Origin of the sequence: Streptomyces sp. NBC_00210, assembly GCF_045160975.1 — a bacterium.
GTDB lineage: Bacteria > Actinomycetota > Actinomycetes > Streptomycetales > Streptomycetaceae > Streptomyces.
Genome location: NZ_CP108120.1, coordinates 4,444,034 through 4,466,345, shown reverse-complemented (window position 1 = coordinate 4,466,345; position 22,312 = coordinate 4,444,034). Strand labels below are relative to the sequence as shown.

Here is a 22,312-nt window from a genome sequence, read left to right as displayed (position 1 = left end):
GTCAGCCGGCACCCCCTGGCAGCGCACTGAACACCGGCAGCTCCAACTCCTCATCGACGCGCAGGAATTCGAGCTGGACGGGCATCCCGATCCGCACCTTGTCGTAGGGCACACCGACCACATTGCCGACCATCCGCACGCCCTCCGCGAGTTCGATCAGCCCCACGGCGTACGGGGGATCGAAGGCGGGGAAAGGCGGGTGGTACATCACCACATACGAGTAGACGGTCCCCTGGCCATGTGCCTCGACCGTGCCCCACTCGGCCGATCCGCATGCATTGCACCCTGGCAGCCAAGGGAAGCGCAGCTCCCCGCATCCCTCGCACCGCTGGATCAGCAGCCGGTGCTCGGCGACCGCCTCCCAGAATCCGGCGTTGTCTCTGTTGATCACGGGCCGCGGTCTCTTGCCCTTGGAGTGCGGCTCTGGCTTCGCGGGTCCTGTCTCGGGCTTCGTGGACTGACGCTCAAGCTGCGCGCGGGCGGACGGGGCGTACTTCTGCCGGGCGGCCGGGGCGTACTTCAGGATCCGGAAGCGGTGCGTGCCCGCCAGCTCGCCATCCGCCCGGACATCCATACGCGTCGTGACGAAGTGGCCCGTCCCCAGCTTCGTCGTCTTGCGCTCCGACACCGACTCGATCACCGCGTCGAAGGTGATCCGGTCCCCCGGCCGCAACGGCCGCAGATACTCCTGCTCGCAGTCGGTCGCGACCACCGAGGTGAACCCCGCACCGTCGAGCAGCCCGAACAACTCGTCCTGTGCCGCCGACCTGTCCGTGTGCCCGGAGAGACCGCCCATGGTCCAGGCCTGCAACATCGTCGGTGGCGCTATGGCGTCCGGCCCGGCGTAGGCAGGGTTGGTGTCCCCCATCGCCTCGCACCAGTGCCTGATCATTGGCTCGTTGACCAGGTCTTTCCCCGCGCCCGCGGTCGTGGCTGCCCGCCCCTCGTACGTCTTCAGCCGTGCGTAAAGGTCCTCGCTCACCTCTTCCCCCTCTTCATGCCGAGCCGCATCGTCGCGACGATCTCCCGCTGCACCTCGCTCACCCCGCCCCCGAAGGTGTTGATCTGCGCCGCTCTGTTCATCCGCTCGAGCTCCCCGTCCCCAAGAGCTCCGACGTCGAGCGAGCCGGGCGAGCCGGCCCGGATCAGCGCCGCCTCCCCCGTGATTTCCTGGCACATTCGATACACCTCGACCGCGGATTCGGTTCCCGCGAATTTCACGCCGCTCGCGTCGCCGGGGGCCAGCCGGCCCGCCCCCACATCCCCCACCAAACGCCAGTTGAGCAGGCGCGTTGCCGCCAGCCGGGCATGCACTTCGGCCGCTCTGGACTGCACCCACGGCTCGTCAATCCGACGCTCACCCGTCACCGGATCGGGTGCGTGGGCCCGCTCCAGCGCCGCCTCGTAGAAGTCCTCGGCCTGCATCCCGATCGCGGCCAGCGCCACCCGCTCGTGGTTCAGCTGGTTGGTGATCAGCCCCCAGCCGCCGTTCTCCTCGCCGACCAGGTTCGCGGCAGGTACCCGTATCCCGTCGTAGTACGTCGACGTCGTGGTCAGACCGCCCACCGTCTCGATCGGCGTCCACCCGAAGCCGGACGCGTCGGTGGGCACCAGGATGATCGAGATGCCCTTGTGCTTGGGCGCCTGCGGGTCCGTGCGGCAGGCCAGCCAGATCCAGTCGGCGTTCTGACCGTTGCTGGTGAAGATCTTCTGCCCGTCGACGACCCACGAGTCGCCGTCACGCACGGCGCGCGTACGCAGCGAGGCCAGATCCGTCCCGGCCTCGGGCTCGCTGTAGCCGATCGCGAAGATGATCTCGCCGCTGAGGATGCGCGGCAGGAAAAAGGCCTTCTGCTCCTCGGTCCCGTACTTCATGAGGGTCGGCCCGACGGTGTTCAGGGTCACCATGGAGACGGGCGCGCCGGCCCGGTAGGCCTCGTCGAAGAACACGAACTGCTCGTCGGGACCGCGCCCCTGACCTCCGTACTCGACGGGCCAGCCGAGCCCGAGCATCCCGTCCGCGCCGATCCGTCGCAGCAGTGTGCGCCCGCCCGCGTCGTCGCCGGTGGGCGGCGGCCCGTCCGGCATCAGTCCGCGGAAGTACGAGCGAAGTTCGGCACGGAGCTGCTGCTGCCGCTCCGTAGGGGCGAGGTGCACGGCGGCCGCCTCCCGGGCGTACGGATCCGCGGATCGTACGAATGACAGGGACAGGAATCAGCGAAAGGAATCAGGGTTTCTGACTGTCCGTCAGAAAAGTGGTCGCTGTCAAGGTCACTGCCGCGTCGGGCGCCCGTACGCACAACCGCCTGCGCGACGACACCGAAGTGCCGTCGCGCAGGCAGTCGTTCGCCCCTTGCTCAACCCCCCATCGGGCCGGTCACCACCACAGATTCGTGAAGTTCACCACCGCGTTGGACTGGTGGATGGAAGTGAAGCCGGAACCGTTCACGCTCGCGGTGTTGTTCTGATTGGACGCGCCGGCACCGCTCGCCACCTGCTGGGTGGTTGTCGAATTCCCCCAGTTGTCGCCGCCGACGCCGCTGCCCCTGATCGAGGCCACGGTCGCGTTCGATCCGTCGTCCGCGAAGGCGCCGTTGTCGGCCAGGGCAACACCCGAGAAGAGGGTGGCCGCGAGGGGCAGGGCAGCGACGACGGCGAGGACGCGGGCGGTGCGGATGCTTGCCATGTCATTTCCTCCAGGTAGCGGAACTGCTGAAGTACGGCTTGCTCCAAGGCAGTTGGCCAACCGCCCCGGATCGTGGTCACGACGTCGCGGGATCAGAGTTGCCCACCGAATCCCCGGCGAACCACCCGAGGTCCCCCAATTCCTCCTCAAGCGTGATGACCTATCGATAAACCCCCTTCACGCCCGCAGAACCCCAGTTCGGCACGGCGCACGCCGGGAAACCCGACCAGGGCAAGGGATGAAGCGGTACGGCGTATTTTCGGCCGGATATCCCCCCTTCCCTTCTTCGAACACTCGTACGAAAATAGAGCCATGGCCACCACCGACCGGCAGACCGCCACCCTGGCCCTGGCCCACGCTCTCTCCGCCGCGGAGCGCGGGCTCCCCGTCATCCCTCTGTCCCCCACGAAGCTCCCCGCCCTGCGCTCCCCCCACCGGGGCGACCCGGAGCCGGTCCTGTGCCGCGGCGAGTGCGGCCTCCCCGGCCATGGCGTCCACGACGCGACCGCCGACCCCGCCGGCGTGCGCGCCCTCTTCGCCGCCGCCCCCTGGGCCACCGGCTACGGCATCGCCTGTGGCCGGCCGCGGCACCATCTGATCGGCATCGACCTCGACACCAAGTCCTCGACGGACTCAGTGGCCGCGCTCCAAGATCTGGCGCTGCGGCATCTGTTCACGATCCCGGAGACGGTCACCGTCCTCACGCCGAGCGGCGGCCGCCACCTCTGGCTCACCGGCCCGCCGGACGTCGTCGTCCCGAACTCCGCGAGCCGACTGGCCCCCGGCATCGACGTCCGCGGCGCCGGCGGCTATCTCGTCGGACCCGGCTCGGTCACCGCCCATGGCGCGTACCGCCTGGCTCCGGGCGCCGCGGACCTCAACCCCGCGCCCTGCCCCCGCGCACTGCTCCGCCTCATCACACCCCCCACGCGCCCCCACCACCCCACACACTCTGCCCAGTCCCGTCCGCCCCAGGGCCAGGGCCTGGTCCAGTTCGTACTCGCGGCACACGAGGGCCAGCGCAACACCCGCCTGTTCTGGGCGGCCTGCCGCGCGTACGAAAACGGCTTCGGCGACGAACTCGCGGACGCCCTGGCCCAGGCCGCGGTCCGCGCGGGCCTGACCGAACGGGAAGCCCGAGCGACGATCGCATCGGCGGACCGGCTGACCTCCGGGCGGGGCCACGGCCGCTGACAGGGAGAAGGCAGAGGATGGAACAAGGGATGCCTCTCAGCGGGAGACACCCCTTGCCATCTGGCCGTTTGGACGTTGAAGGTGCAGCAGCCGATGCACGCCCGGGAAGCCCCCGGGGACGAACCGCGCGTGCCGGCCACCGGCACAAGTCAACTCGTCCACAGGATCGAGCCGCACAGCGGGAAGGTCCAACTCGCTGTCCAGCAACCCCTCCAGTTGGCAGAATGAACGGGCTCGCCACAGGCCCTCAGCGTCCGGATGTACCGCTTCTCCACTCGATTCCCTTCTTTCAAAGACGCTTCGTGCGTGCCGACGGGCGAAGACGGGCGAAGGTGACAGCGGAACGTGGCCGCTCCGGGCTGATCAAAAGATGCGGAGGGACTATGGCTGGTACGCATGACCGCGATGACCTTGTGGTCAGGGCTCGGCCGGCGGATCTGGATCCCGGAGCGGTGATCGCGCAGTCGCTGGACAACCAGTGGGTGAGCGCGGAGCTGACCCAGCACATGGTCAAGAAAGGGAAATCGCTGCAGGACATGGCGGACCTGCGCGGCAATGAGGTCCGCGCCGAGTACTTCCGCAGCCTCATCAATACGCGGCAGGTGGTGGTGAACCGCGTCTTCTTCTACAACAATCTCGCCGTCAGCCGCGACCTTGTCGAGGGTGGTGAGGCCCGTCGGGCACACCAGAAACTGCTGGCGGAAGGCGCCCTGGTTCCGTTTCTGTTGAGCGAGCGGGAGCCTACCGACCGTCCACGAGGAGTACATGTGGACGAGGCCGCATTCACCGCGTGGCAAGACACCGTGGAAGGCATGCCCGCTACCGACCGGGTGACCTGTGCTCGCATGTCCTGGAATGACCAGGACAACGTGAGGGACACCAATTCGGCGCTCATCAACCCTTTTGCCGCCAAGGTGCAAGGGTTGACTGCCAAGGACATCCCCCTGCTCGCCTCCCAGGTCGGTGTACCGGAGGAGAAAGTCCCGCAGTTCGCGGAGACAATCGGCGAAGTCGTCCAGTTCAGTAACGAACGGCGGATCCGCGACGCGGTGGTCACCCGGAATCTGCTGTACGAGAAGTTCGTGTCCGTCCCCGGCTCACCCGTCTCCGACGGCAGGTACGACAAGAACAAGCCATTCGCCGGGGAGATCAAGCAACTTCTGGACCTCATCTACAACGTCAATCTCGCCGACGCCCTGGGGATGTACCCGCTCACCCCGATCGGGAGCCTGCGACGAGTCGCGCTGCAAGAGTGGCGGGACATGCGCGCCACCCCGTCGAGCGAAACCATCCAGGACCCCGAACAGCTCATCCTCTTCTTGCAGCAGCAAGCCTTCGCCGCTGTCCAGGACCGCCTCACTCCTTCCGAAATAGACACGCTGACCCTCGAAGACATCTGGTTACTCCGCCAAAGCGCCCCCTGGAACCGCTACATGAAAGCGTTCAGATCGCTGACGGCTGACCCGGCGGCGTTCCACGACAGCGTGGGCGACGTCTTCGATCGCTACGTCAAGCTCAACTCCGAAATCGTCAGCCTGGCTTCGGCACGGCCCGGCACAACGGCCAAGGCGAATAGCTGGGTGCCGATTGTCGAGGTGGCTGTCACAGTCGGCGGGGCAGTTTTCACCGCGGTGACCGGCAACGAGGGCTGGGCCGTGGCCGGAAGTATCGGGGCGATGTCGACCGGCTCGTTCGGCGGCTCTGTACAACTCACCTTGCGCAATCGGCTGGCAGGGCGCCGCGAGCAGAAGTTCGCCCGTGAGATGGCCACCGTCCGGCTCGACAGCGAAGCCGAGTGGCGCCAGTTCCACGAATTGGTCCAGCGGCTGCCCGGGTACGAGGAGCGGGTCGGCGCACCGGCGGCCACCAGTACCACCACCATCCAGGAACGCGAAGAGATTCCGGAGTACTGAGCACCTTGCGAATCGTCCTGTGACTTCCTACGAGGCCCTGCGCCGGACTCACCCCGAACTGTTCGGCAATGACCCGAGCGGCATTGAGATCCTTTTCGACCCCGACGACATCGAGGCGGCCCGACTCAGCGCCGGATCCGGAGAGGCAGAGCCGATCGGCGTGGTGTACGCCGACCAGTTCATCACCATCGTCCGCGATGCGGTGCGCTTCCCGGGCGGAGCCCTGGGCCTCTACGTGAGGATCCTGCCTACTTCGGCGGCTCCTGGTGTGGTGGTCCTGCCGCTACTCGGCTCCGCAGCCGACGTGGTCCTCGTTGAGCACTACCGGCATGCCACCCGGGCGTGGCACCTGGAGGCACCCCGTGGCATGGGGGAGGCAGAAACAGCCGGGGCAGAGGACGCGGCACGCGAACTCGAGGAGGAACTGGGCACGCAGCCCGACGTGCTGATCCCCCTCGGCGAAGTACATGCCGACAGCGGACTGCTTGGCGGCCGCGCCGAGTTGTACGCCGCGCGCATCCACAAAGTTGGAAGTCTGAACACCGCCGAAGGCATTCGTCGCGCGGTGATCGTGCCCGTCACCGAGGCGGAGGACATGATTCGACGCGGAGTCATCACCGACGGCTTCACCATCGCAGTCATCACTCGAGCCCGCCTGGCCGGTCTGTTCGGCGCCTGTGCAGACGACCGTCACACCGCCTGAGCCGCTACACCGACCGTGCGGCAGGGCCGGTCGGCCTGAGTGCCGCACTGCTGCTCGCCCGGGCGGGGCTCGGTGTGGTGGTGTTGGAACGCTGTCCCGATCCGGTCACCGAGTCCCGGGCGACGGACCTGCACGCGCGGACCCTGGAGGCCCTGGCCCCGAGCGGGCATTGATGGTCTGTGTCGGGTGGGGTCAGTGGGTCGAGACCTGGAGGCAGGCCACGTCGTACTGGGAGATCGAGTGGGGGTTGGTGGAGTTCTGGGGCTGTTCGCCTGCGTAGTGGGTGCCGGCGGTGCCGTTCGGGTTGAAGGCGGAGCCGGGAGCAGTCTGGGACTGGCCGGGGCGGGTGGTCTGTTCTTCGCAGGACTGGTTGGGCTGGCCGGCGAAGGCAGGGGCGGCGCCGATGCCTGCGGCGCCGGTGAGGAGGGCGGCGGAGGCGAAGCCGAGGGCTGCGCGCTTCAGGGGGGTCATGATCGCTTCTCCTTCCATGGAGTGCCTGTCCATATGTACGTGCGGAGGGTGGGGATGGATTGTGATCGCTCTCCAGGCGCTGACTGCAAGGTTTCCTCACCGGCCCCTGAAGAGTGGACGGCCATACAGCAGCTGAGCACAGCAACCACAGCGACCGACCACGGCCGGTATCGTCTGCTTGGGGCTTCACGGCGCCCTGTATGACCGCAGGCACCCGACTCTGCCAGAGCTACGGATCAAAGGGTGGCCGTGCCCCTCCCGTGCCCGTTCGGTCGGGAAACAGCGGGGAACAGCGGTAGCCGGCAGACAACGCTCATGACGACGGCCCCTGACCGAGTTTCCTGGTCAGGGGCCGTTCATCTGCGGTGGGTGTGGGATTTGAACCCACGGTGACATCGCTGCCACGACGGTTTTCAAGAGCGTCACGGTGCCGGGCGGCGCATGCACTCTGACCTGCGCAGTACTGCCCTCTGTCACGCGGATCCATCGCTCTGGCCCACACATGGCCCATGGGGAGCGCGAGAATGCCATGGGGTGAGACGAGGCGGTGGTCGACCTGTCGTCCTCGTGCGGTGCACCTACCGAGCCGGTGCGTTCTCCGCGGGCTTGAGACAGGGGCCGGGACCCCCGATGCACGGAGCGGAAAGTGGACGTCGCCATACCGACTGCGGTGGGAGGGGGTACTGGCGCTCATCGGTCTGTGGCACGCCTTCGGTGCTCGGCGTGCCCAACACCAGGTGAAGCTTGCTCGTGTCGAGGCAAATGGTGCCTGCCATCAGCCAGCCAGCGTCCTGGTAGCCGACATCGGATCCGTCGACCGGTTTCAGGGAGGCGTGGTTTGCCTCGGCGCGGGACCGCTGGTAGCCGGCGTCGGTGGCCAGGTCGGTCCGGTGCCCTCGTGCCCCTCCCTGTGATGAGGGTGAGGTGCTGGCCTTCCGGCCCAGCGGCGGGGCGGTCGCTGCACGGAATTCAGGACGAGGCGGGGTCGTAGGCGGCTACCCGCGCTCCGCTCGGTCGACGAGGTTGGGTCACCGAGCGCGCAAGTCTCGCCAGGTAAGAGGGCACTGCTCCCGGGATGCAAAGATCCAACCGCTGTTGCATATTTGTTATGTGGGCGATCACCGGGAGGAATTGTGGAATCTTCATCCAGAGAAGAGCTAATCGGGCAGAAAGTCTTCGACCGCCAAGGCAAAGAAGTCGGCGAGATCCTAGAAGTATATAGGGGCATTCGACTTCCGATCGCCCTATTGGCTAAAGTCCGCCTCCCGAACAATCAGCATGCCAAAATGATCCCGCTCGCGACAGCCAAGCCAATAAATAATGGCATCCAAGCCCCAGTGAATGCTGAGAAGATTTGGGGAAGTCCGACGATTAAGTCCGGGCGCAGTGTCGTAGTGTCGCCAAGCCGGGTGCAAGAGATATATCGCTACCATGATGTGAGTCTTCCAAAACGATTCAAGGCTGTAAAATCATCTTCCCGGCGGCCAGGGGAGGTACTGTACCTCGATCTACCCCCAGGAGTGAGGACTGGAAGAACGTGGAAGGAGATATTGCGGGACAAGCCGAGCGAAGGCAAGTAACGCCATGACTGACATCATCAAGGGCGTAATTTCGGGCGGCTGGCTGCTACTTGTCGGGTGGATTTTCCCGACCTCCATAAACGTCGCACTCTTTTCCCTGCTTGTATTGCCGAGCCTGCAGGAGAAAGGCTGGGCACATGGAATCACCCACGCGGACGCAATCGGAAAATCACTCGCTTTCATCACCGTTTCAGTATTTGTCGGCCTTCTAGGAAGCATGACGAAAACCCCGGCATACAGAATGTTGGAAGGTTATCTTTTGCCATCCAAACTGGCGAGCTATGCGATAGAGCGTCAGAAAACTAAAAAGAATGATCTGACCAAAAAAATAGAAGACGTTGAGGCTCCTGCCGAGTTGGCAGCAATTACGACAGGTCACGGAGATGCTGGTCCAGCAGCAGTCGGGTCGGTCAATCAAGGCGGTGGAAAGAAGGACAAAAAGGCCAAACGGGCTATATCTCGTGCCAAAGTTGGCCTGTGGCGAGAAAAGCTGGATCGCTACCCTGGCGATGACAGTCAGATCATGCCAACTCGGCTGGGAAACGCGATTCGTCGGTTTGAGACGTACGGGCAAGACAGATACCAGATCGACGCTGTTGCCTTGTGGTACGAGCTGAGCTTTAGCGTACCCAAAGAACTGCGAGATCAAATTGATAGCGCCAGGGCGAATGTCGACTTCTTTGTCTGCCTCCTATACGGTCATGTACTTGTTGCGGTTTCGGCAGGGGCTACTCTGCTCGCCGCCGATCACCCTTATGCACTGATTCTCTGGGCGTCCATGATTGGGCTGCTCGCCTTTTCCTACCTATGGTATTTGTGCGCCACGAGAATGACCGACAATTGGGCGGCCGTCATCCGTGCGATGATAAATCTCGGCCGCAAGCCCATGGCCGAATCTCTGGGATTGAAAGTTCCTGCTTCCTTGGAAGAGGAACGGAAAATGTGGGAGTATGTGAGCGCCCTGGTGAGCGAACCTTACATCCTCGAGGCTTCCCAGCTAATTAATCCGTTCCGCGCCCAAAAGAGCGAAAACATCGAAGGGCCTGCGCGCTGAGGGCATGGAGTTGGCGAATTGGCTTTGGCTGGTGCCTCGGTCCGCGTAGTCGCGGTAGGGGCGCCTTGATGAAGTAGGGCAAGGTCTACCGCGCTCGGACAGGGACGGTCCTCTAGAGCGTCACGGTGCCGGGAGGCGCATGCTCTCTGACCTGCGCAGGACTGCCGAATGTCACGCCGATCCATCGCTCTGGCCCACACATGGCCCATGGAGCGAGCGCAGAGCAGAGCAGTTGATCATCGCCATAGGCCACGGCTCCGGAGGCCGCTTCTGTCCCGGAGGTTCGCGCACGTCACGGACCTTTCACCGGCTGATGAGAGATGGCCCGTCCACGCATAGTCCACCGCCCTCGCTATTCCCGAGCTTCCACAAGAGGACCGGTGACTAACGGACTGGTCACTCTTCGTCAGCCTCCTGAGTGGCTAGCCACTCCACTGCAAGCTCGTGGAGGGTTCGATCGCCGTTGACTACCCAACGCATCGGACCTTGAACTGCAACCGGCGCCTTGGCCCAGCCAGAGAGTTCCCAGATACGGATGACGAGCCCACTGACCGAATAGGCGAGCCCGTCGTAGGACCAGAGTAGGGGCCTTGTACGGTGGTTCTGCCAACGGGCCTGATACCTGCGCTCGTCGGCCGCAAGCCATTCCTGGGTGGCTACCATCTCCAGAGCGTTGCTCGGAACGTAGGTCAGCGGTGTTCCGTCTTTGACAACGTGGGCGTTGACAAGGGTGGGAACCGTGGGGGGCCGTCGGTGTCGTGGTCGTGCCGAAGCCACGTGTTCGTCGTGCAGTTGCGGTAGGGGGACTCTACTGCGCACATCTTCCAACACCATTTGGGCGAGCTCCCTGCATCGAGCCTCGTTGGTGAACGTGCTCATGAGGAATGAGGTAGAGCCGTAGTTGACGTTCACGCGGTAGATAAGCCAGGACAGGATGGACCCGACCAACTCGGGTATGGTTTCCAGCACGGATTCGATTGGAAATTCCAGTTCGTCAATTTCCATTAGATCGAGCAACTGGAACACCAGATGAGTGATCAGCATGTCGCCGTGCTGGGCAGTGGCGAGCGTACGGCCTTCGAGTCGACCCCTCAGAGCGTTGAGGGCCTTTCCTGCCTCTCGCTGGATCTGCACACACCGCCAAATACGGAAGGCGCTCGGGACTTCACCGAAGAGCCGCTGATACGCTCCCTGGGCACCTGCCTCCCAGAGTAGTTCGGTGTCCCGCTTGGCCCGTACGGCAAGCTCCGGTGACCTGTAGGCACATGCGAGAGCTACGGCCGCTTGTACGACCGAGCATCCCGAGTCTGGTACGGGCTCTGCTTCACCACGCTTATACACGTAGGTCTTGCCCAGTGTCAGGTCGAGATCCTCACGAATCAAGGCCTGTTTCTCATCCAACGAGATAAAATCACGACGATAAACATCGTTTTGAGTGTTCGTGGTTTCGGCAATTCGGTAGACATAGCCGGCATAGTCATCACCTAGGGCGATAACTCGGACCGCAACATCGGCATCTGCAACGGTCTCTGGTGTCTCCTGCATGGCTCTGTGAATGGAAGTAACGGTTTGGGCGCCGTTAACCACGGTGGCGTGCGTTAGCTTCAATTCCACAGGGTAGTCGGGATTCCGACGACCGGGGTAGAAGGGTTCGATCCGGTCACACAAGATGGTGATTCCGTTGTTGAAGTACCAGAAATTTTCCGGCTCTTCTGTGAGCGTCTTCTCGATTCCGACATTGATGCGAGTAAGTCCCAACGACTGTCGGATATTTTTTGAAAAGAGCGTAGAGCCGTGCAGCTCGTATATCTCCGCAACGTCCCTGGCCCACAAGCTTCCTTGGTAGGAGGTGAACGGGAGATCGCGTCTGAGCCATTTCGGCATGCGAACCGTGATGTTCACCGGATCGGGCATCCGGTCCTCCCGTAGCTGCTGCAGCAACTCGGGTGTGTTCATCAGGCTGTAACTCAGCATCGGCCCATGGCCGTGATGTTCATCGCTGGCACGGTCAAGAATCGCGGCTGCATGAGAGCTGAGCGGATCGTTCCCGGCGAGCGCGATGATTAGATGGATCTTGAGATTTGGATCACCCAACGCCGAGTCGAGGAGGGCTGTGAATGGCTGCAGCTTTCTATTGAACGTGTCGAACTGCCTGTTTTCCAGCAGCCGCAGTCCATCGATGAAGGCACGGGCCGCGTCCGTGTGGAAGCCTGCGGTTCCCCGATCGCTCCACTTTGCCTGAACCAACCAAACCTGGGCACCGTCTCTCACGGCCACAGCGTCGATTCCATTATCGTCACTCCCATCGATCACTGCCTCGGCACAACGCCTCAGCTCCCACCCTGTGACCCGGCGGATAGCTGTGGCTGCCACTGCCCGTGAGAGAAAAGCGCGCTCGCGCTCCTGCTTGGAGTTCCGCTGTAGGTCGCTTTCGTCTATGAGCCCTTGGTATGCCTGCGTCAGGGCTGAGCGCATCTGGTGCAGCTCAAGTGGCGTAGTCTTCACGGTTCCTCATTCAGGATCAACGCTCGATCGGCCGTCGCTGGCTTACCTTGAGCCTCATTTAGACAGGATGAGGCATGCCCAACCCGGGTGAGCACCGCATTAGGAGTTCGATCGCTGGCGCTCGGCCCCACGCCCGCTTGTGACTGTGACAGCTGTGCGGGGGCACTCAAGGGTGCGTCTGTGTGCTGTTGTTTATGCCAGCGGGAGATGTAAATGTGCCCTACCCGGCTAGGGTATCGATCCTCTGCAAAACCTGACGCATTTCGACAGGGACCTCATCCTTTCGGATTTTTTTGGCCAGGGCATCGAATGAGACCGCCTTGTATCCATTATCCTGCAATTGCTTATTCAGTCCGGACATGATGCCCTTCGGCGGGCAAACGGAACGGCGATACTCAACATTAGCCCATTTAGGTGTGAAGTCAGCAAGGGTGGCAGCCGTAATGTTCACCTCATGAACTTTTGCTGATCTCTCCGTGGCCTGCCGCTCGCAGTTGAATTTCGCGAATACGTCGCCATACATATCGGCCATCAGTTGATTCATGACACGCTCGACCTCAACCACCGGGCACCCGGAGAGTCGGGAAATCGCAGTAGTCGACAGGAGATAACTCTCTAGTTCCTTCTTCTCCCACACGTGGCATTCTAGGCCCGCGTTCACGAGTTTAGCGCGCACCGAGTCCACCTGGGCTGGCGTCCGGTAATCTCGATCGAGAATGATGATGGACCCCACCGAGCTCTTCAGGAAGTCTTGCACGAGCCACCCAAACGCTTCAGCGTTACTCCAATTCGAATAGCCGTTGATGGGTACTACCGCCAACTCCATATCTGCCACGATGCGGGTGAATCCAAGATTCTTGGCCAGGATGCGCAGAGTCCTCAAGTCCTTTCCCTCTACGAAGACTATCCCTTTCGCTCGGAGAGCCTTAGCCATTCCGAGATTGAAAGCGGTTCCGAGGGCGGCACTGAGGGTTTCCATTCCCTCTTTTCGGGGGGCTCGAATAGCATTCCTCTTCGACTTGTCGATCCAGACGATCGACTTACTGTCAGCCTCCGCTAGCACTTCACTCGAATGTGTTGCAAGTACTACCTGGATTCCAAGGGAGTCGATCAACCTGATCAGTCGACGCTGAAGATCGGCATGCAGAAAAACCTCGGGTTCGTCCAGGACTAGCGTTGGGTTATCTTTGAGGCGATAAATATGCAAGAGAAGTTGAAGCCAAATCTGCACACCATCGCCTGCCCATACTAGTTCCTTCTCTCTTGCGCTACCCGGTTCCGTATAAAAGACGTCGATGCTTGTTTTCGGGCCATACTGCACGGCCGGAACCGAGATTTCCATTCCTCCCATCCAGGGTTCGGCGAATTCAATAAAGTCGCTCCAGTCTTCATTGCTATTACTCAGAATGCGAAGCTGGTTCCTAAAGTGTCGACTGCTCAGTCGTGAGGCTTGATTCTTCTTCACGTAGTCATATGTCAAGATCTCTTCTACGTGCTCTAGCGGTGTAAGCGCAGGGATGATGCCGATGGGTGAGTATCCATCCTTGACCTGCTTCGGGGTCCTCGGGATCCTTCCGGTGCTGTCCAGCAGGTAGAAATATGGAGTGTCATCAGCATCGGATTCGACATTCGGCCAAATGGCGCGCAGCTTGGATCCGTTTTGCCAAGACAATTCCAGGCTGGTTTCTTGGTTATCCCGAAATTCGTGACGCACGCTCTCGTTGAGGAGCTCGAAATCTTTCACGGGAATTGGGTAACCCTGCATCCAGGAAGATTCGTGCTGGCGACTCAGCGAAAACTTGGTCCTTTTGGCGCTCCGCAGGCATGCCTCTGCGAATTTGAGGGCCGACAGGATTGTGCTTTTCCCGGCGCTATTTGGTCCCACGAGGAGGGATGATTCCCTGAGTGTGATCGTAAAGTTTTCGAAAGCCTTGAAGTTTCGGAGCTTGACCTGCTTGATCAACTCGCCCTCCCCGTTGAGCTGTGCTGCAGCCCCTGAGGCTGATTGTCTGCCCAAGGAGCCTGATGCTGGTTGATCGTAGGAGAGGTCAACGGGCGGCGGATGCCCTTTGCGCTTTTCCGTGGCGGCCAGCACTTATGCCGTTAATCGATAGCCGTTCGATTCGGAGGCTCTGTACGGCAGACCTCTGGAGGCCCCCTGCGGCCGGCGGAGCGAGTTTGGCCGGTGTCCTGCCCGGGCTGGGGTCGAGCCTGATCAGGGGGCCGTAGGCTGGTCGGCAACTCGGGCAGGCCTGTCCCCTGCCTGTGTCCGAGTGGCCCTCTGGTCTTGCTCGGCGCGGGTCCCTGACCGGGGAGGTGGCTACAGCCGTGGAGCTGACCGCCCCAGCCACAGCGAGGTTTGTCCTCATCAACCCTTCGCCGTTCGGCTGCGGCCGACGACCGGCGGCCGGGCCGTGCCGTGCCGGGCGAAGACAGGTGGCGGCCCGAGCCGGCGTGCCTTGATGACGTAGGGAAGCTCTGTCCGCGCAGGGGGCGAGCGCGTCCCCTGACCCATATGCCTCGCGATCAGATCCCCCGAAGCGACTCCAGGACGCTTCCACGCAGGCCCGGCGACGTAGCGATCGTCGCGGTGGACCGGAGGTCGTGAGTGGCCCCATCCACATCCATGACGACGGCGCCGGCTTCGCGAGCGATGGCGACGCCCGCCGCCATGTCCCACGGGTGGTTGCTAAGGGCGATGCTCGCATCGAGCTTGCCTGAAGCGACCCACACGAGATCCACAGCTGCCGAACCCAACATCCTCACGCGCAGCACCCGCTCAGCGAGGAGCGCAGTGAGCGCGAGTCGGCGCCTGTTCCGTTCCCGCGCTCGCTCTCCCACTGCGTAGTCCCCAATGGCGACGATCGCCTCGCTCAACGTCTGCGCGCGGCTAGGGGCAATCCGCGCTTCGCCGCAGTAGGCCCCTAGCCCTTCCGCCGCCCTGTAGCGCTGCCCCAGAAAAGGCAGGTCGATGACGCCCAGAACTGAGCGATCGTTCTCCACGAGCCCCAGCGAGACCGCACAGAGCGGCAAACCGTTGACGAGGTTCGCAGTGCCGTCGACCGGGTCAAGCGCCCACGTGAGCGCGCCCCCGATTCCCGAGCCGCCACTCTCCTCCCCCAGAAAGCCGATCTCCGGAGTCTCATTGAGGAGGAAGCTGCGGACCTGCTCCTCCACTGCGTAGTCGATCTCTGAGGCCATATCTCGGTCGCCCTTGGCTGTCACCGTTCCAACAGCCATGTCGGTCACCAGGGTCGACGCCTGATCCAGCGCCACACTTGCGACATGAAGGAGCGCCCGCAAGTCAGTCATTCAGCTGCTCGCCTTTCCCACAGCGTGGTGAAGATCTGATCGAACGTCGGGTATAGGCCGCCGGTGGTCCGTCGCTTCCGGACGAGGAACGTTGGGGAGTCCACACCACGAGTCTGCGGGAGGTACGGCTGAGCCACACACAACTGCGAGTCGATCAACGTGATGTTGAACCGAATGGGCTCGTCATAGACACCGAACTCAATGCGCTTCGCCGCTTCTGGGCTGAGCCGCTCGACAACACGATCCTGCAGGATCGTCAGGTTCAGCGCGGTGAGCGCCGACAGCCGGCCTTCCGGGTATCCCTCTTCCTGCTCCCGCTCAGCGATGAACTGCCCGTACGGCTTCAGAAACAGGGCCTTGAGGGACGTGCCGTCCTCGATGATCTGCCGGAGCCGGGCATCTGAGTACGACTGACAGAGGAGGTTCAGCGAGAGCCCGCTAATGCGGATCTCCTTTGCCTCATCAAAGAGTTCGGAGGCAGACACCTTCGCCTGAAACTCCGAACGACTGGCGTAGACGCCGGTGAGATCGGCGAATTGGTCCCCCACGATCTGAGTAAGCGCATCCCGCGGCTCCCCGTCGGTCAGCCCTGGTGCCGACTGCCGCACCATGAGTTCAGCTGCAACCAGTACATCGCCGGGCGGAGTCGCGCTGGTCTCCCAGGACTCCAGCGCTTCGGGGCTGACAGTCCAATCCAGCATCGTGGACAGGAGATCCGCGAACTCTGTGAGCTGCAGCCCTCTTGCTGCTCGGGCGGCTGCGAGCTGATTGCGTGCCAATGCCCCGAGGTCAGGACGATATGACGCCCGTCCGTGCATTGAGACGACTGTGCCGGGTTTGCTGCTGCTCTCCATGTCCCCCTCCGAGCAAGCTTCAGGCGCCGGCTGCCCTGCGCGTGCGTTCCGGCGCCGCCGCGCCCTTGATGGGCGCCTTGTCGTGCGGATACGGCTGACCCACACGTCCGTACAGCTCGATCAACTGTGCCTGAAGCACGGCCACTGAGCGGCGAAGATCCTTCATCTCCTCTTTGAGATCTTCGAGTGCTGTCGCATCGGTCGTTGGTTCCAACCCGGCGACCTGCTGCTGAAGCTGCAGGAGCCCGTCGGTCACCTCCTGCAGAGACAGGCGCTCGGACTCCGACTCCTCAGGGGTTGCACGTACGTACACGGCCTTGCCTGGCTGGCCGTAGATCAACCCCTCGTTGCGCAGAACCTTGAGAGCATCTCTGACCACCGTCGTGGAAACCCCGTGCTGTTTGACCAGTTGGGACGCCGACGGGATTGGCGATCCCACCGACAGGTCCCCCCGCGCGATCTGCCCACGTAGATCGTCCGCGAGCCGCTGGTAGGCGGGGCCTGTTTGCGTCTCGACCACTGGGCCTCCTCTGTATGCACCTAGCTGCACTAACCACAGCTAGTGCAACACAGTCCGCCTTCACCGGACCAGCAAGACCTGAAGAGACATCTCACGGAACCCCTTGACAACCTCATGCACTAGGTTGAACCTAGTGCGTGAGGTTGAGCCAGGGTGAGACAACCCGAGGCACTTCCGAGCAAGACAAAGGCCCCGGCGGAATCCGGGATCCGAAGGTGCGGGAACACCTTCGGGCCCACCGCCGAGGCCACGCATCGAATCCCGTACAGAGGAGTTCAACGATGCTCAACCAGCGTACTTCCGGGGGCTTACCGGCTGTTGCCCCCTCACCGCAGGAGGACGAGCGGTCTCGCTTCGTCCAGGGTCTGCGTAGCCTTGCGGACTGGCTGGAGCAGACCGACCTGCCGGTCCCGTCCGACCAGCGGATGCTTCTGCCGTTTCACAGCAACACGGCTGTTGAGAAGTTCGCCGCGGCTCACAGCCTTGAAGTCGAGTACGACAACGAAGGAAACGCGAGCACCGATCTGGCCTTCGGGCAGGTCAGGTACCACGTATATGGCTACGTGGACTTCGATCAGCATTGCGCCCGCGCCGATGAACAGCGGGCCCGGCAGTGGGCGGACGAGCACGGCCTGGTCCTGCGTCCTGTGGACGAGGTGGTGTGATGGCTGCGTCCCCGTTCTACGACCTGCGGCCTGTGTGTCGAAAGTCCATGTGCCCGCGCTGCCGCCGCCAAGTGCCGGTATCGCGCTGCCGTACAGCTCGCGAGGTGTGCGGGCAGTGCGGCAACGAGTGGGCGCCGACCTCCGGGATCGAACGGGCGGTGGTGCGCTGATGGCTCGCAGCATCGTGCGCGGCAACGCGCACCCTCACCGCCCGCTCCTGCAGCTGGCCGCCGACGACTACGTTCCGGCCACGAGCACCCTGGCTGGTGCGGCCTGCACCGGGACCAAAACGGATCTGTTCTTCGACGGCGATCCTCGGTCTGTCGCGCTGGCGAAACAGATCTGCGACTCCTGCCCCGTGCGAGCGCTATGCCTTGAGCAGGCAATGGCCCGCAAAGAGCGGTTCGGGATCTTCGGTGGCCTCACCGCGGACGAGCGGCGGAAGCCTCGGCGCCGGAAGGTGGTGCGGGCAGCATGACCCAGCCCACCTCCCCCTTCCAGCCTGGTGAGCAGTACGTGCTCACCGACGCGTCCGGCCGCACCTACGTCTCGTCGGCGCCGACGGCGCACGCGCCCGTCCCGCAGGCCATCCAGGTGTCACAGCGCATGGCAACGCACTGCGCCTGTGCGCATACGCCGGCCCCCGTTAGGCGAACGCATGGCCTGTCGCCCGCCTTGATGCTCGCGGTCGGTGCCGGGGGCGTCGTCGTGCTGGTCGCCCTGCTGCTGTCCGTCGCCGTGGTTGCCGCGTCGGTCGCTACCTGCGCTCTCGCGCTGACGGTCTGCGCCGTGGTGCTGCGCTCCATGGTCAACAAGTCGCCTGCACGCGGCCGTTACCGCCGCTGACCTTCTCATCACCCTTCTTCGCTTCCCGGCTGCCGGTCCGTACCGGCCCAGGTTCGTGCTGCCTGTGCGCGCCCGGCAGCCCCTCACTTCGGAGGTACACCCTTCATGTCCACCGGGACACTTCGCACTGCTCCCGCCAGGCCGACCCTCGCCTCGCTGACCCGCGCCAACAGCCATCTGCGCCGCCAGCTCGCGGCCCTGCGCCACGACCACTCCGAGCTCCTGGTCGTGGCCCGCGCCGCCGTCACCGCGCAGTACGACGGCCAGGCGCTGCCGCTCACGGTCCTGATCGACACCCTCGACCAATTGGGTGCCCTGCCCGAGTTCGCGCCGCAGGTCACCGACGACGGCCTCGCGGCCCTCACCGCCGACACGCTCCCGCTGGCTGGGAGGCGAGTCGCGTGACCGCCCGTCCCCGCTGCCCGGGGTGCGGTTGGCACCCCGCCCACCGCAGCCAGCGCGCAGCCCGCCGTGCCGCCCGCGCGCATACCTGCCACCCCGCCCACGTACGGAAGGCAGCCCTGCGATGACCGCCTCGAACACCCGCCGGCCGCACAACCTCCGCCTCCTCGAAGGAGACCTCGTCATGACCAACCAGATCACATCTATGCCCGCCACGGCCTTACTGGAGCTCGCTGCCTCGTACCGCCAGGAAATCGACGGATCGCGCGCTGAGCAGCGCCGGACCGAGAAAGAGGCCATGCGTCGCGGGGCGGTGGAGTGCGCGGAGGAGTTCGTGCTGCGGCACTTCCCCGACACACTCGCCAAGTTGTTTTCCGACGTGTCCTGGCAGGGCTACCCCGATGGAGGGCCGCAGGGATCCCGCTTCCTCGCATCCGCCGTTGCCGCGCTCGGTGAGGGCCTCTTCCTTCACTACACGCGTCGCAAGACGTACGCCGAGGGATACATGGACGGCTCGCAAGACGTCCTCACGCTGATCCGATCGTGCCCGTGTGGCAATTACCCGCACACCGAGGTGAGCGACGACTACGGCCTCGCTCTCGCCCTGGAGGAGATGCAGAAGTCCGGCTACTGCCGCGGTGCCTGCACTCCGGACGGGTTGCGCCGCCGGGGGAGCGGCAATGAATCCCGCTGACCTTCCCGAGTCCGTGACGATTCCGGACCGGCCCGTGATCCGCCGCCGCGCCTACCTCGCAGTCTGCGTGATCGAGCCGGGGGCGTTCTCCGAGCACTGGCACGTCTGGCATGCCAACGGCGCCTACGTCGGCTACTGCACGGATCCCGCGCTGATCGACCTCACCATCGCCCAGGACCCGGGCGCCCCCAGTAGGTAGTTGCGCTTCCCGCCCGGCGTGCCGGACCCGTGAGTCCGCGCCGGGCGGGATCCAACCCTCGAACTCTCCGCCTCGTACGCCTCGTTGAAGGAGGCCCTGCTCGTGAACACCGCCCTGACCGTGCTGGCGGCCGGCCCCGCCCCCGTCGTCACCGTCCCGATCCTGTTGGCCCTGCTCGTCACCGGGATCGTGCTGTGCACGTACGTCGGACACCGCTGGTCCACGCTGATCGTCGGCGTCCTGATCGGCCTGTTCCTCACCGGCGGCTTCGCCGAAAGCACCAAGACCATCGTCTCCGAAACCGTGATCTCTGTGGTTTCCGGCATCTCCGCCTCGGTCGGGTGAGCACACGATGACCACGGACTCACTCACCGTCGAGGCCGGCGCTGAACCTGTACGCCGGGACTGGCTGCTCTACGCCGGGATGGGCGCCGTCGGCCTGGCGGCCGCGGCCTCTTCCTACGCCGCCCTGCAGGACCTCGCGGTTCGTACCGGCTGGTGGAAGGGACTCTCCTGGCTGCTGCCCTTGACGATCGATGCCTACGCCATGACCGCCGTCCGGGTCTGGCTCGGGAAGTCCACTCGCAACAGCCACGCCCGTGCATGGGCCAAGGCCAACGCCATCGGCGCGATCGTCCTGTCAGTGGCCGGCAACGCCGTTGACCACGCCATCGCCGCCAACGTCCTGCCTGTTCGCTGGCCACTGATCGTCGCCGTCTCGGCAGTCCCGCCCATCGTCTTGGGACTGTTGGTCCACATGGCGCACCTGCGGACCCTGTCCCCCGCCGACGGCCAAGAGGGCGGTACCCCTGCCGCCAATGACCGGCAGCAGGCCCCGCCGGATCGTTCAGTGGCACCCCCGCCGCCCGCACCACCGAAACCCCCTGCCGCCGACAAGCCGAAGCAGCCCCGCCGCCCGGCGAACGGCAGCGGCAAGCGGCAGGAGCTGCCACCCGGCAAGACCGACAACGAGCTGATCGCCGCTGCTCGCGAGCGCGCAGCCGCGGGGCAGGACCCGTCCGCGACCTGGCTGATCAAGACGTACGGGATCGGCACGAGTCGAGCCGCCCGGATCCGCGAAGCCGCGAAGACTCAGCCGGCTCCGGAGCCGCAGAACGTCGCTGAGTTAGCGCTCGCAGGTGGTGAGGGCTGATGTCCGCCGCGCACGCGAAGTGCTGTGACCCCAACGGCACGGTCCACGGGATACCCACCTTCCCGTGGCAGATGGCCCCGATGGGCCTGGCCACCCGCCGCCAGCTGCGCGCCCGCGGACTGCGCCCGGGCGGCCAGCAGATGGCCGCACAGGTCATGCGCTACAGCCGCGGCACCGGAGCGCCCCGCGTCGCCTACCTCTACCGGATCGCCAACGCCCGGCCTGTCCGTCCGATGACCCCGGCGAAGTGGGCCGCTCACGCCAAGGCGATGGCCGCGCGCCGCACCTGCCCGGCCTGCCGGAAGGACGCCGGATACGTCATCCCCACCTCGCTCGGCATGTGCGTCACCTGCGCCTATCCCACCTCTCATCAGGAGCTCACGTCATGACCAACCGAACACGTATCCGGACGGCGAAGGTGCCCCGTGGCACCACCGCCATCCGCATCCCCCGGCAGGGCCGCCGCCGCATCGGCCGCCGCGCTGCTCAGCCGATCGTCCTGGTCGTCCCCGAGCAGCCTTCGCTCGGCGCTCGCGCCGCTGCGGCGGCAGGGGGCTGGCTCTGGGACCGTCGCGGTTCGTGGGCGCCGACAGCCATAGCCCTCGCCGCGTTCCTCGCCGCTGCGATCGTGCACGCGCTGGCCTGGTGGAGCGGGCTCGTCCTCGCTCCCGCTACGGCGGCCCCGCTCATCTGGCTGCTGCGGACGAACCGGCAACGCCCCGCTGGCGACCCGTCGGTACGCCGCTGGCGCAACGGCCTGGTGCTGCTCGCCACCACGGCCACCGCGTGGGCCGCACTCGCGCTGGCCTTCGGCCCCACCGCTGGCCCCCTCGAACTCCTATGGCTGATCAGCACCATCGCCGCCCAGACCCTGTGGCTGCGCTCCCGCCGTACCCCGGACCCGACTGAGGAGATCCGCTGATGTCTTCCGCCACCCCGCCCCCGAACAGCGGCAACGGAGCCGCACCCCCGCGCAACGGCCACAACTCGTCAAGCGGTTCCGGCGGGGGGAACTGGTTCACCAGCCCCGGCGGAGCGCAGAGCCCCAACGGAAGCAGCCGCTCGCGGACCACAAACAGGACCCGGACGCGCGAGTACCACTTCCACATCAACGACCAGGGCCAGGGCGCGAATCGTGGCAGTGGTCAGAACAGTGGCCGGAAGTTCTTCGGCCGCGGCAACGGCTCCCGGCAGGGCGTCCATAGCCCGCTCGCAGATCCAGAGTTCTTCAACAACGCCGATATCCGCACTTACTGCGAGAACGGCCGCGGCCTGTTCCTGCAGTTCTCCTTCGAACTCGCCAGCGCTGCCGAGGTCTTGAACGCCGTGCTCAAGGAGGTGCCCGACCCGGAGGGCCGCGCGTTCGGCTCCCGGATGAGGGCCCGCCGGGTGTCGAAGAAGCTCAAGAAGGCCGCAGACGATGCCCGCGACACGGCCAAGAACATGGCCGCCACCTACGCCGCCTTCCAGCGCGAATACGACCCCGAACTCGCCCCTTACCGAAGCCGCCAGCGCCCGCGCCAGACGGGCCGCCGCTTCGACTTCAACAGCTAACCCAAGG

At 64.5% G+C, this 22,312-nt stretch carries 25 protein-coding genes; 16 read left to right on the top strand and 9 right to left on the bottom strand.

Annotation, left to right across the window (positions count from 1 at the left end; all coding sequences use genetic code 11):
- Position 1: 1 nt before the first annotated feature.
- The 3 genes from OG729_RS20225 to OG729_RS20215 form a co-directional block, all read right to left on the bottom strand.
- Positions 2 to 982: a bifunctional MaoC family dehydratase N-terminal/OB-fold nucleic acid binding domain-containing protein gene (locus OG729_RS20225; protein WP_405807489.1), complete on the bottom strand. Its 981-nt coding sequence runs from the start codon at positions 980 to 982 to the stop codon at positions 2 to 4.
- The gene (locus tag OG729_RS20220; protein WP_405807488.1) at positions 979 to 2,157 is read right to left on the bottom strand and encodes an acyl-CoA dehydrogenase family protein; all 1,179 of its coding nucleotides are present in this window, start codon (positions 2,155 to 2,157) and stop codon (positions 979 to 981) included. Before OG729_RS20220 ends, OG729_RS20225 begins: the two co-directional genes overlap by 4 nt.
- 220 nt (positions 2,158 to 2,377) lie before the next feature.
- A complete protein-coding gene (locus OG729_RS20215; RefSeq protein WP_360872890.1) occupies positions 2,378 to 2,686 on the bottom strand; it encodes a hypothetical protein in 309 nt (102 codons plus the stop codon).
- 312 nt (positions 2,687 to 2,998) lie between these two features.
- On the opposite strand from OG729_RS20215, the gene OG729_RS20210 reads away from it, so the two are divergent.
- The 4 genes from OG729_RS20210 (at position 2,999) to OG729_RS20195 (ending at position 6,669) form a co-directional block, all read left to right on the top strand.
- Positions 2,999 to 3,880, top strand: a complete 882-nt coding sequence (locus OG729_RS20210; RefSeq protein WP_405807486.1) for a bifunctional DNA primase/polymerase — start codon at positions 2,999 to 3,001, stop codon at positions 3,878 to 3,880.
- Between the two features lie 383 nt (positions 3,881 to 4,263).
- Positions 4,264 to 5,793, top strand: a complete 1,530-nt coding sequence (locus tag OG729_RS20205; protein WP_360872884.1) for a hypothetical protein — start codon at positions 4,264 to 4,266, stop codon at positions 5,791 to 5,793.
- A 19-nt stretch (positions 5,794 to 5,812) separates the two neighbouring features.
- Positions 5,813 to 6,496 carry an NUDIX hydrolase gene (locus OG729_RS20200; RefSeq protein ID WP_405807484.1) on the top strand — a complete coding sequence of 228 codons (684 nt, stop codon included), beginning with the start codon at positions 5,813 to 5,815 and terminating at the stop codon, positions 6,494 to 6,496.
- Positions 6,469 to 6,669, top strand: coding sequence for an FAD-dependent monooxygenase (locus tag OG729_RS20195; RefSeq protein ID WP_405811200.1), 201 nt, complete (start codon positions 6,469 to 6,471; stop codon positions 6,667 to 6,669). The genes OG729_RS20200 and OG729_RS20195 overlap by 28 nt, the downstream gene beginning before the upstream one ends.
- Before the next feature lie 19 nt (positions 6,670 to 6,688).
- Here OG729_RS20195 and OG729_RS20190 read toward each other — a convergent pair whose 3' ends face one another.
- Positions 6,689 to 6,967: a hypothetical protein gene (locus OG729_RS20190; protein ID WP_405807483.1), complete on the bottom strand. Its 279-nt coding sequence runs from the start codon at positions 6,965 to 6,967 to the stop codon at positions 6,689 to 6,691.
- Positions 6,968 to 8,551: 1,584 nt separating this feature from the next.
- On the opposite strand from OG729_RS20190, the gene OG729_RS20185 reads away from it, so the two are divergent.
- On the top strand, positions 8,552 to 9,601 hold the full coding sequence (locus OG729_RS20185) for a hypothetical protein (RefSeq protein ID WP_405807481.1): 1,050 nt from the start codon (positions 8,552 to 8,554) through the stop codon (positions 9,599 to 9,601).
- Positions 9,602 to 9,997: 396 nt separating this feature from the next.
- Here the strand turns inward: OG729_RS20185 and OG729_RS20180 are convergent, their stop codons facing one another.
- The 5 genes from OG729_RS20180 to OG729_RS20160 form a co-directional block, all read right to left on the bottom strand.
- Positions 9,998 to 12,106, bottom strand: a complete 2,109-nt coding sequence (locus tag OG729_RS20180) for an AIPR family protein (RefSeq protein ID WP_405807479.1) — start codon at positions 12,104 to 12,106, stop codon at positions 9,998 to 10,000.
- A gap of 220 nt (positions 12,107 to 12,326) precedes the next feature.
- Positions 12,327 to 14,201 carry an ATP-dependent nuclease gene (locus tag OG729_RS20175; protein WP_405807477.1) on the bottom strand — a complete coding sequence of 625 codons (1,875 nt, stop codon included), beginning with the start codon at positions 14,199 to 14,201 and terminating at the stop codon, positions 12,327 to 12,329.
- Between the two features lie 431 nt (positions 14,202 to 14,632).
- Positions 14,633 to 15,382 carry an inositol monophosphatase family protein gene (locus OG729_RS20170; RefSeq protein ID WP_405807476.1) on the bottom strand — a complete coding sequence of 250 codons (750 nt, stop codon included), beginning with the start codon at positions 15,380 to 15,382 and terminating at the stop codon, positions 14,633 to 14,635.
- Positions 15,383 to 15,414: 32 nt separating this feature from the next.
- Complete coding sequence (locus tag OG729_RS20165; protein WP_405807475.1) at positions 15,415 to 16,272, bottom strand: DUF5919 domain-containing protein; 858 nt, start codon at positions 16,270 to 16,272, stop codon at positions 15,415 to 15,417.
- Between the two features lie 19 nt (positions 16,273 to 16,291).
- A complete protein-coding gene (locus OG729_RS20160; protein ID WP_405807473.1) occupies positions 16,292 to 16,792 on the bottom strand; it encodes a GntR family transcriptional regulator in 501 nt (166 codons plus the stop codon).
- Positions 16,793 to 17,073: 281 nt separating this feature from the next.
- Between OG729_RS20160 and OG729_RS20155 the strand changes: the two genes are divergently transcribed.
- The 11 genes from OG729_RS20155 to traA all read left to right on the top strand — a co-directional run bounded on the left by OG729_RS20155 (position 17,074) and on the right by traA (position 22,305).
- Positions 17,074 to 17,457 carry a hypothetical protein gene (locus OG729_RS20155; RefSeq protein ID WP_405807472.1) on the top strand — a complete coding sequence of 128 codons (384 nt, stop codon included), beginning with the start codon at positions 17,074 to 17,076 and terminating at the stop codon, positions 17,455 to 17,457.
- 169 nt (positions 17,458 to 17,626) lie between these two features.
- A complete protein-coding gene (locus tag OG729_RS20150; protein WP_405807471.1) occupies positions 17,627 to 17,935 on the top strand; it encodes a WhiB family transcriptional regulator in 309 nt (102 codons plus the stop codon).
- Positions 17,932 to 18,303: a hypothetical protein gene (locus tag OG729_RS20145; protein ID WP_405807469.1), complete on the top strand. Its 372-nt coding sequence runs from the start codon at positions 17,932 to 17,934 to the stop codon at positions 18,301 to 18,303. Before OG729_RS20150 ends, OG729_RS20145 begins: the two co-directional genes overlap by 4 nt.
- Before the next feature lie 105 nt (positions 18,304 to 18,408).
- On the top strand, positions 18,409 to 18,708 hold the full coding sequence (locus tag OG729_RS20140) for a hypothetical protein (protein ID WP_405807468.1): 300 nt from the start codon (positions 18,409 to 18,411) through the stop codon (positions 18,706 to 18,708).
- 181 nt (positions 18,709 to 18,889) lie between these two features.
- The gene (locus OG729_RS20135) at positions 18,890 to 19,399 is read left to right on the top strand and encodes a hypothetical protein (RefSeq protein WP_405807466.1); all 510 of its coding nucleotides are present in this window, start codon (positions 18,890 to 18,892) and stop codon (positions 19,397 to 19,399) included.
- Entirely contained in the window at positions 19,386 to 19,598 is a 213-nt protein-coding gene (locus OG729_RS20130) for a hypothetical protein (RefSeq protein ID WP_405807464.1), read from the top strand. The genes OG729_RS20135 and OG729_RS20130 overlap by 14 nt, the downstream gene beginning before the upstream one ends.
- 102 nt (positions 19,599 to 19,700) lie before the next feature.
- A complete protein-coding gene (locus tag OG729_RS20125) occupies positions 19,701 to 19,943 on the top strand; it encodes a hypothetical protein (RefSeq protein ID WP_405807463.1) in 243 nt (80 codons plus the stop codon).
- 7 nt (positions 19,944 to 19,950) lie between these two features.
- Complete coding sequence (locus OG729_RS20120; protein WP_405807461.1) at positions 19,951 to 20,751, top strand: DUF2637 domain-containing protein; 801 nt, start codon at positions 19,951 to 19,953, stop codon at positions 20,749 to 20,751.
- The gene (locus OG729_RS20115) at positions 20,751 to 21,140 is read left to right on the top strand and encodes an RRQRL motif-containing zinc-binding protein (protein ID WP_405807459.1); all 390 of its coding nucleotides are present in this window, start codon (positions 20,751 to 20,753) and stop codon (positions 21,138 to 21,140) included. Before OG729_RS20120 ends, OG729_RS20115 begins: the two co-directional genes overlap by 1 nt.
- Positions 21,137 to 21,673 (top strand): hypothetical protein, encoded by a 537-nt coding sequence (locus tag OG729_RS20110; protein ID WP_405807457.1) that lies wholly within the window; start codon positions 21,137 to 21,139, stop codon positions 21,671 to 21,673. The genes OG729_RS20115 and OG729_RS20110 overlap by 4 nt, the downstream gene beginning before the upstream one ends.
- Complete coding sequence (gene traA / locus OG729_RS20105) at positions 21,673 to 22,305, top strand: plasmid transfer protein TraA (protein ID WP_405807456.1); 633 nt, start codon at positions 21,673 to 21,675, stop codon at positions 22,303 to 22,305. Before OG729_RS20110 ends, traA begins: the two co-directional genes overlap by 1 nt.
- Positions 22,306 to 22,312: the final 7 nt, after the last annotated feature.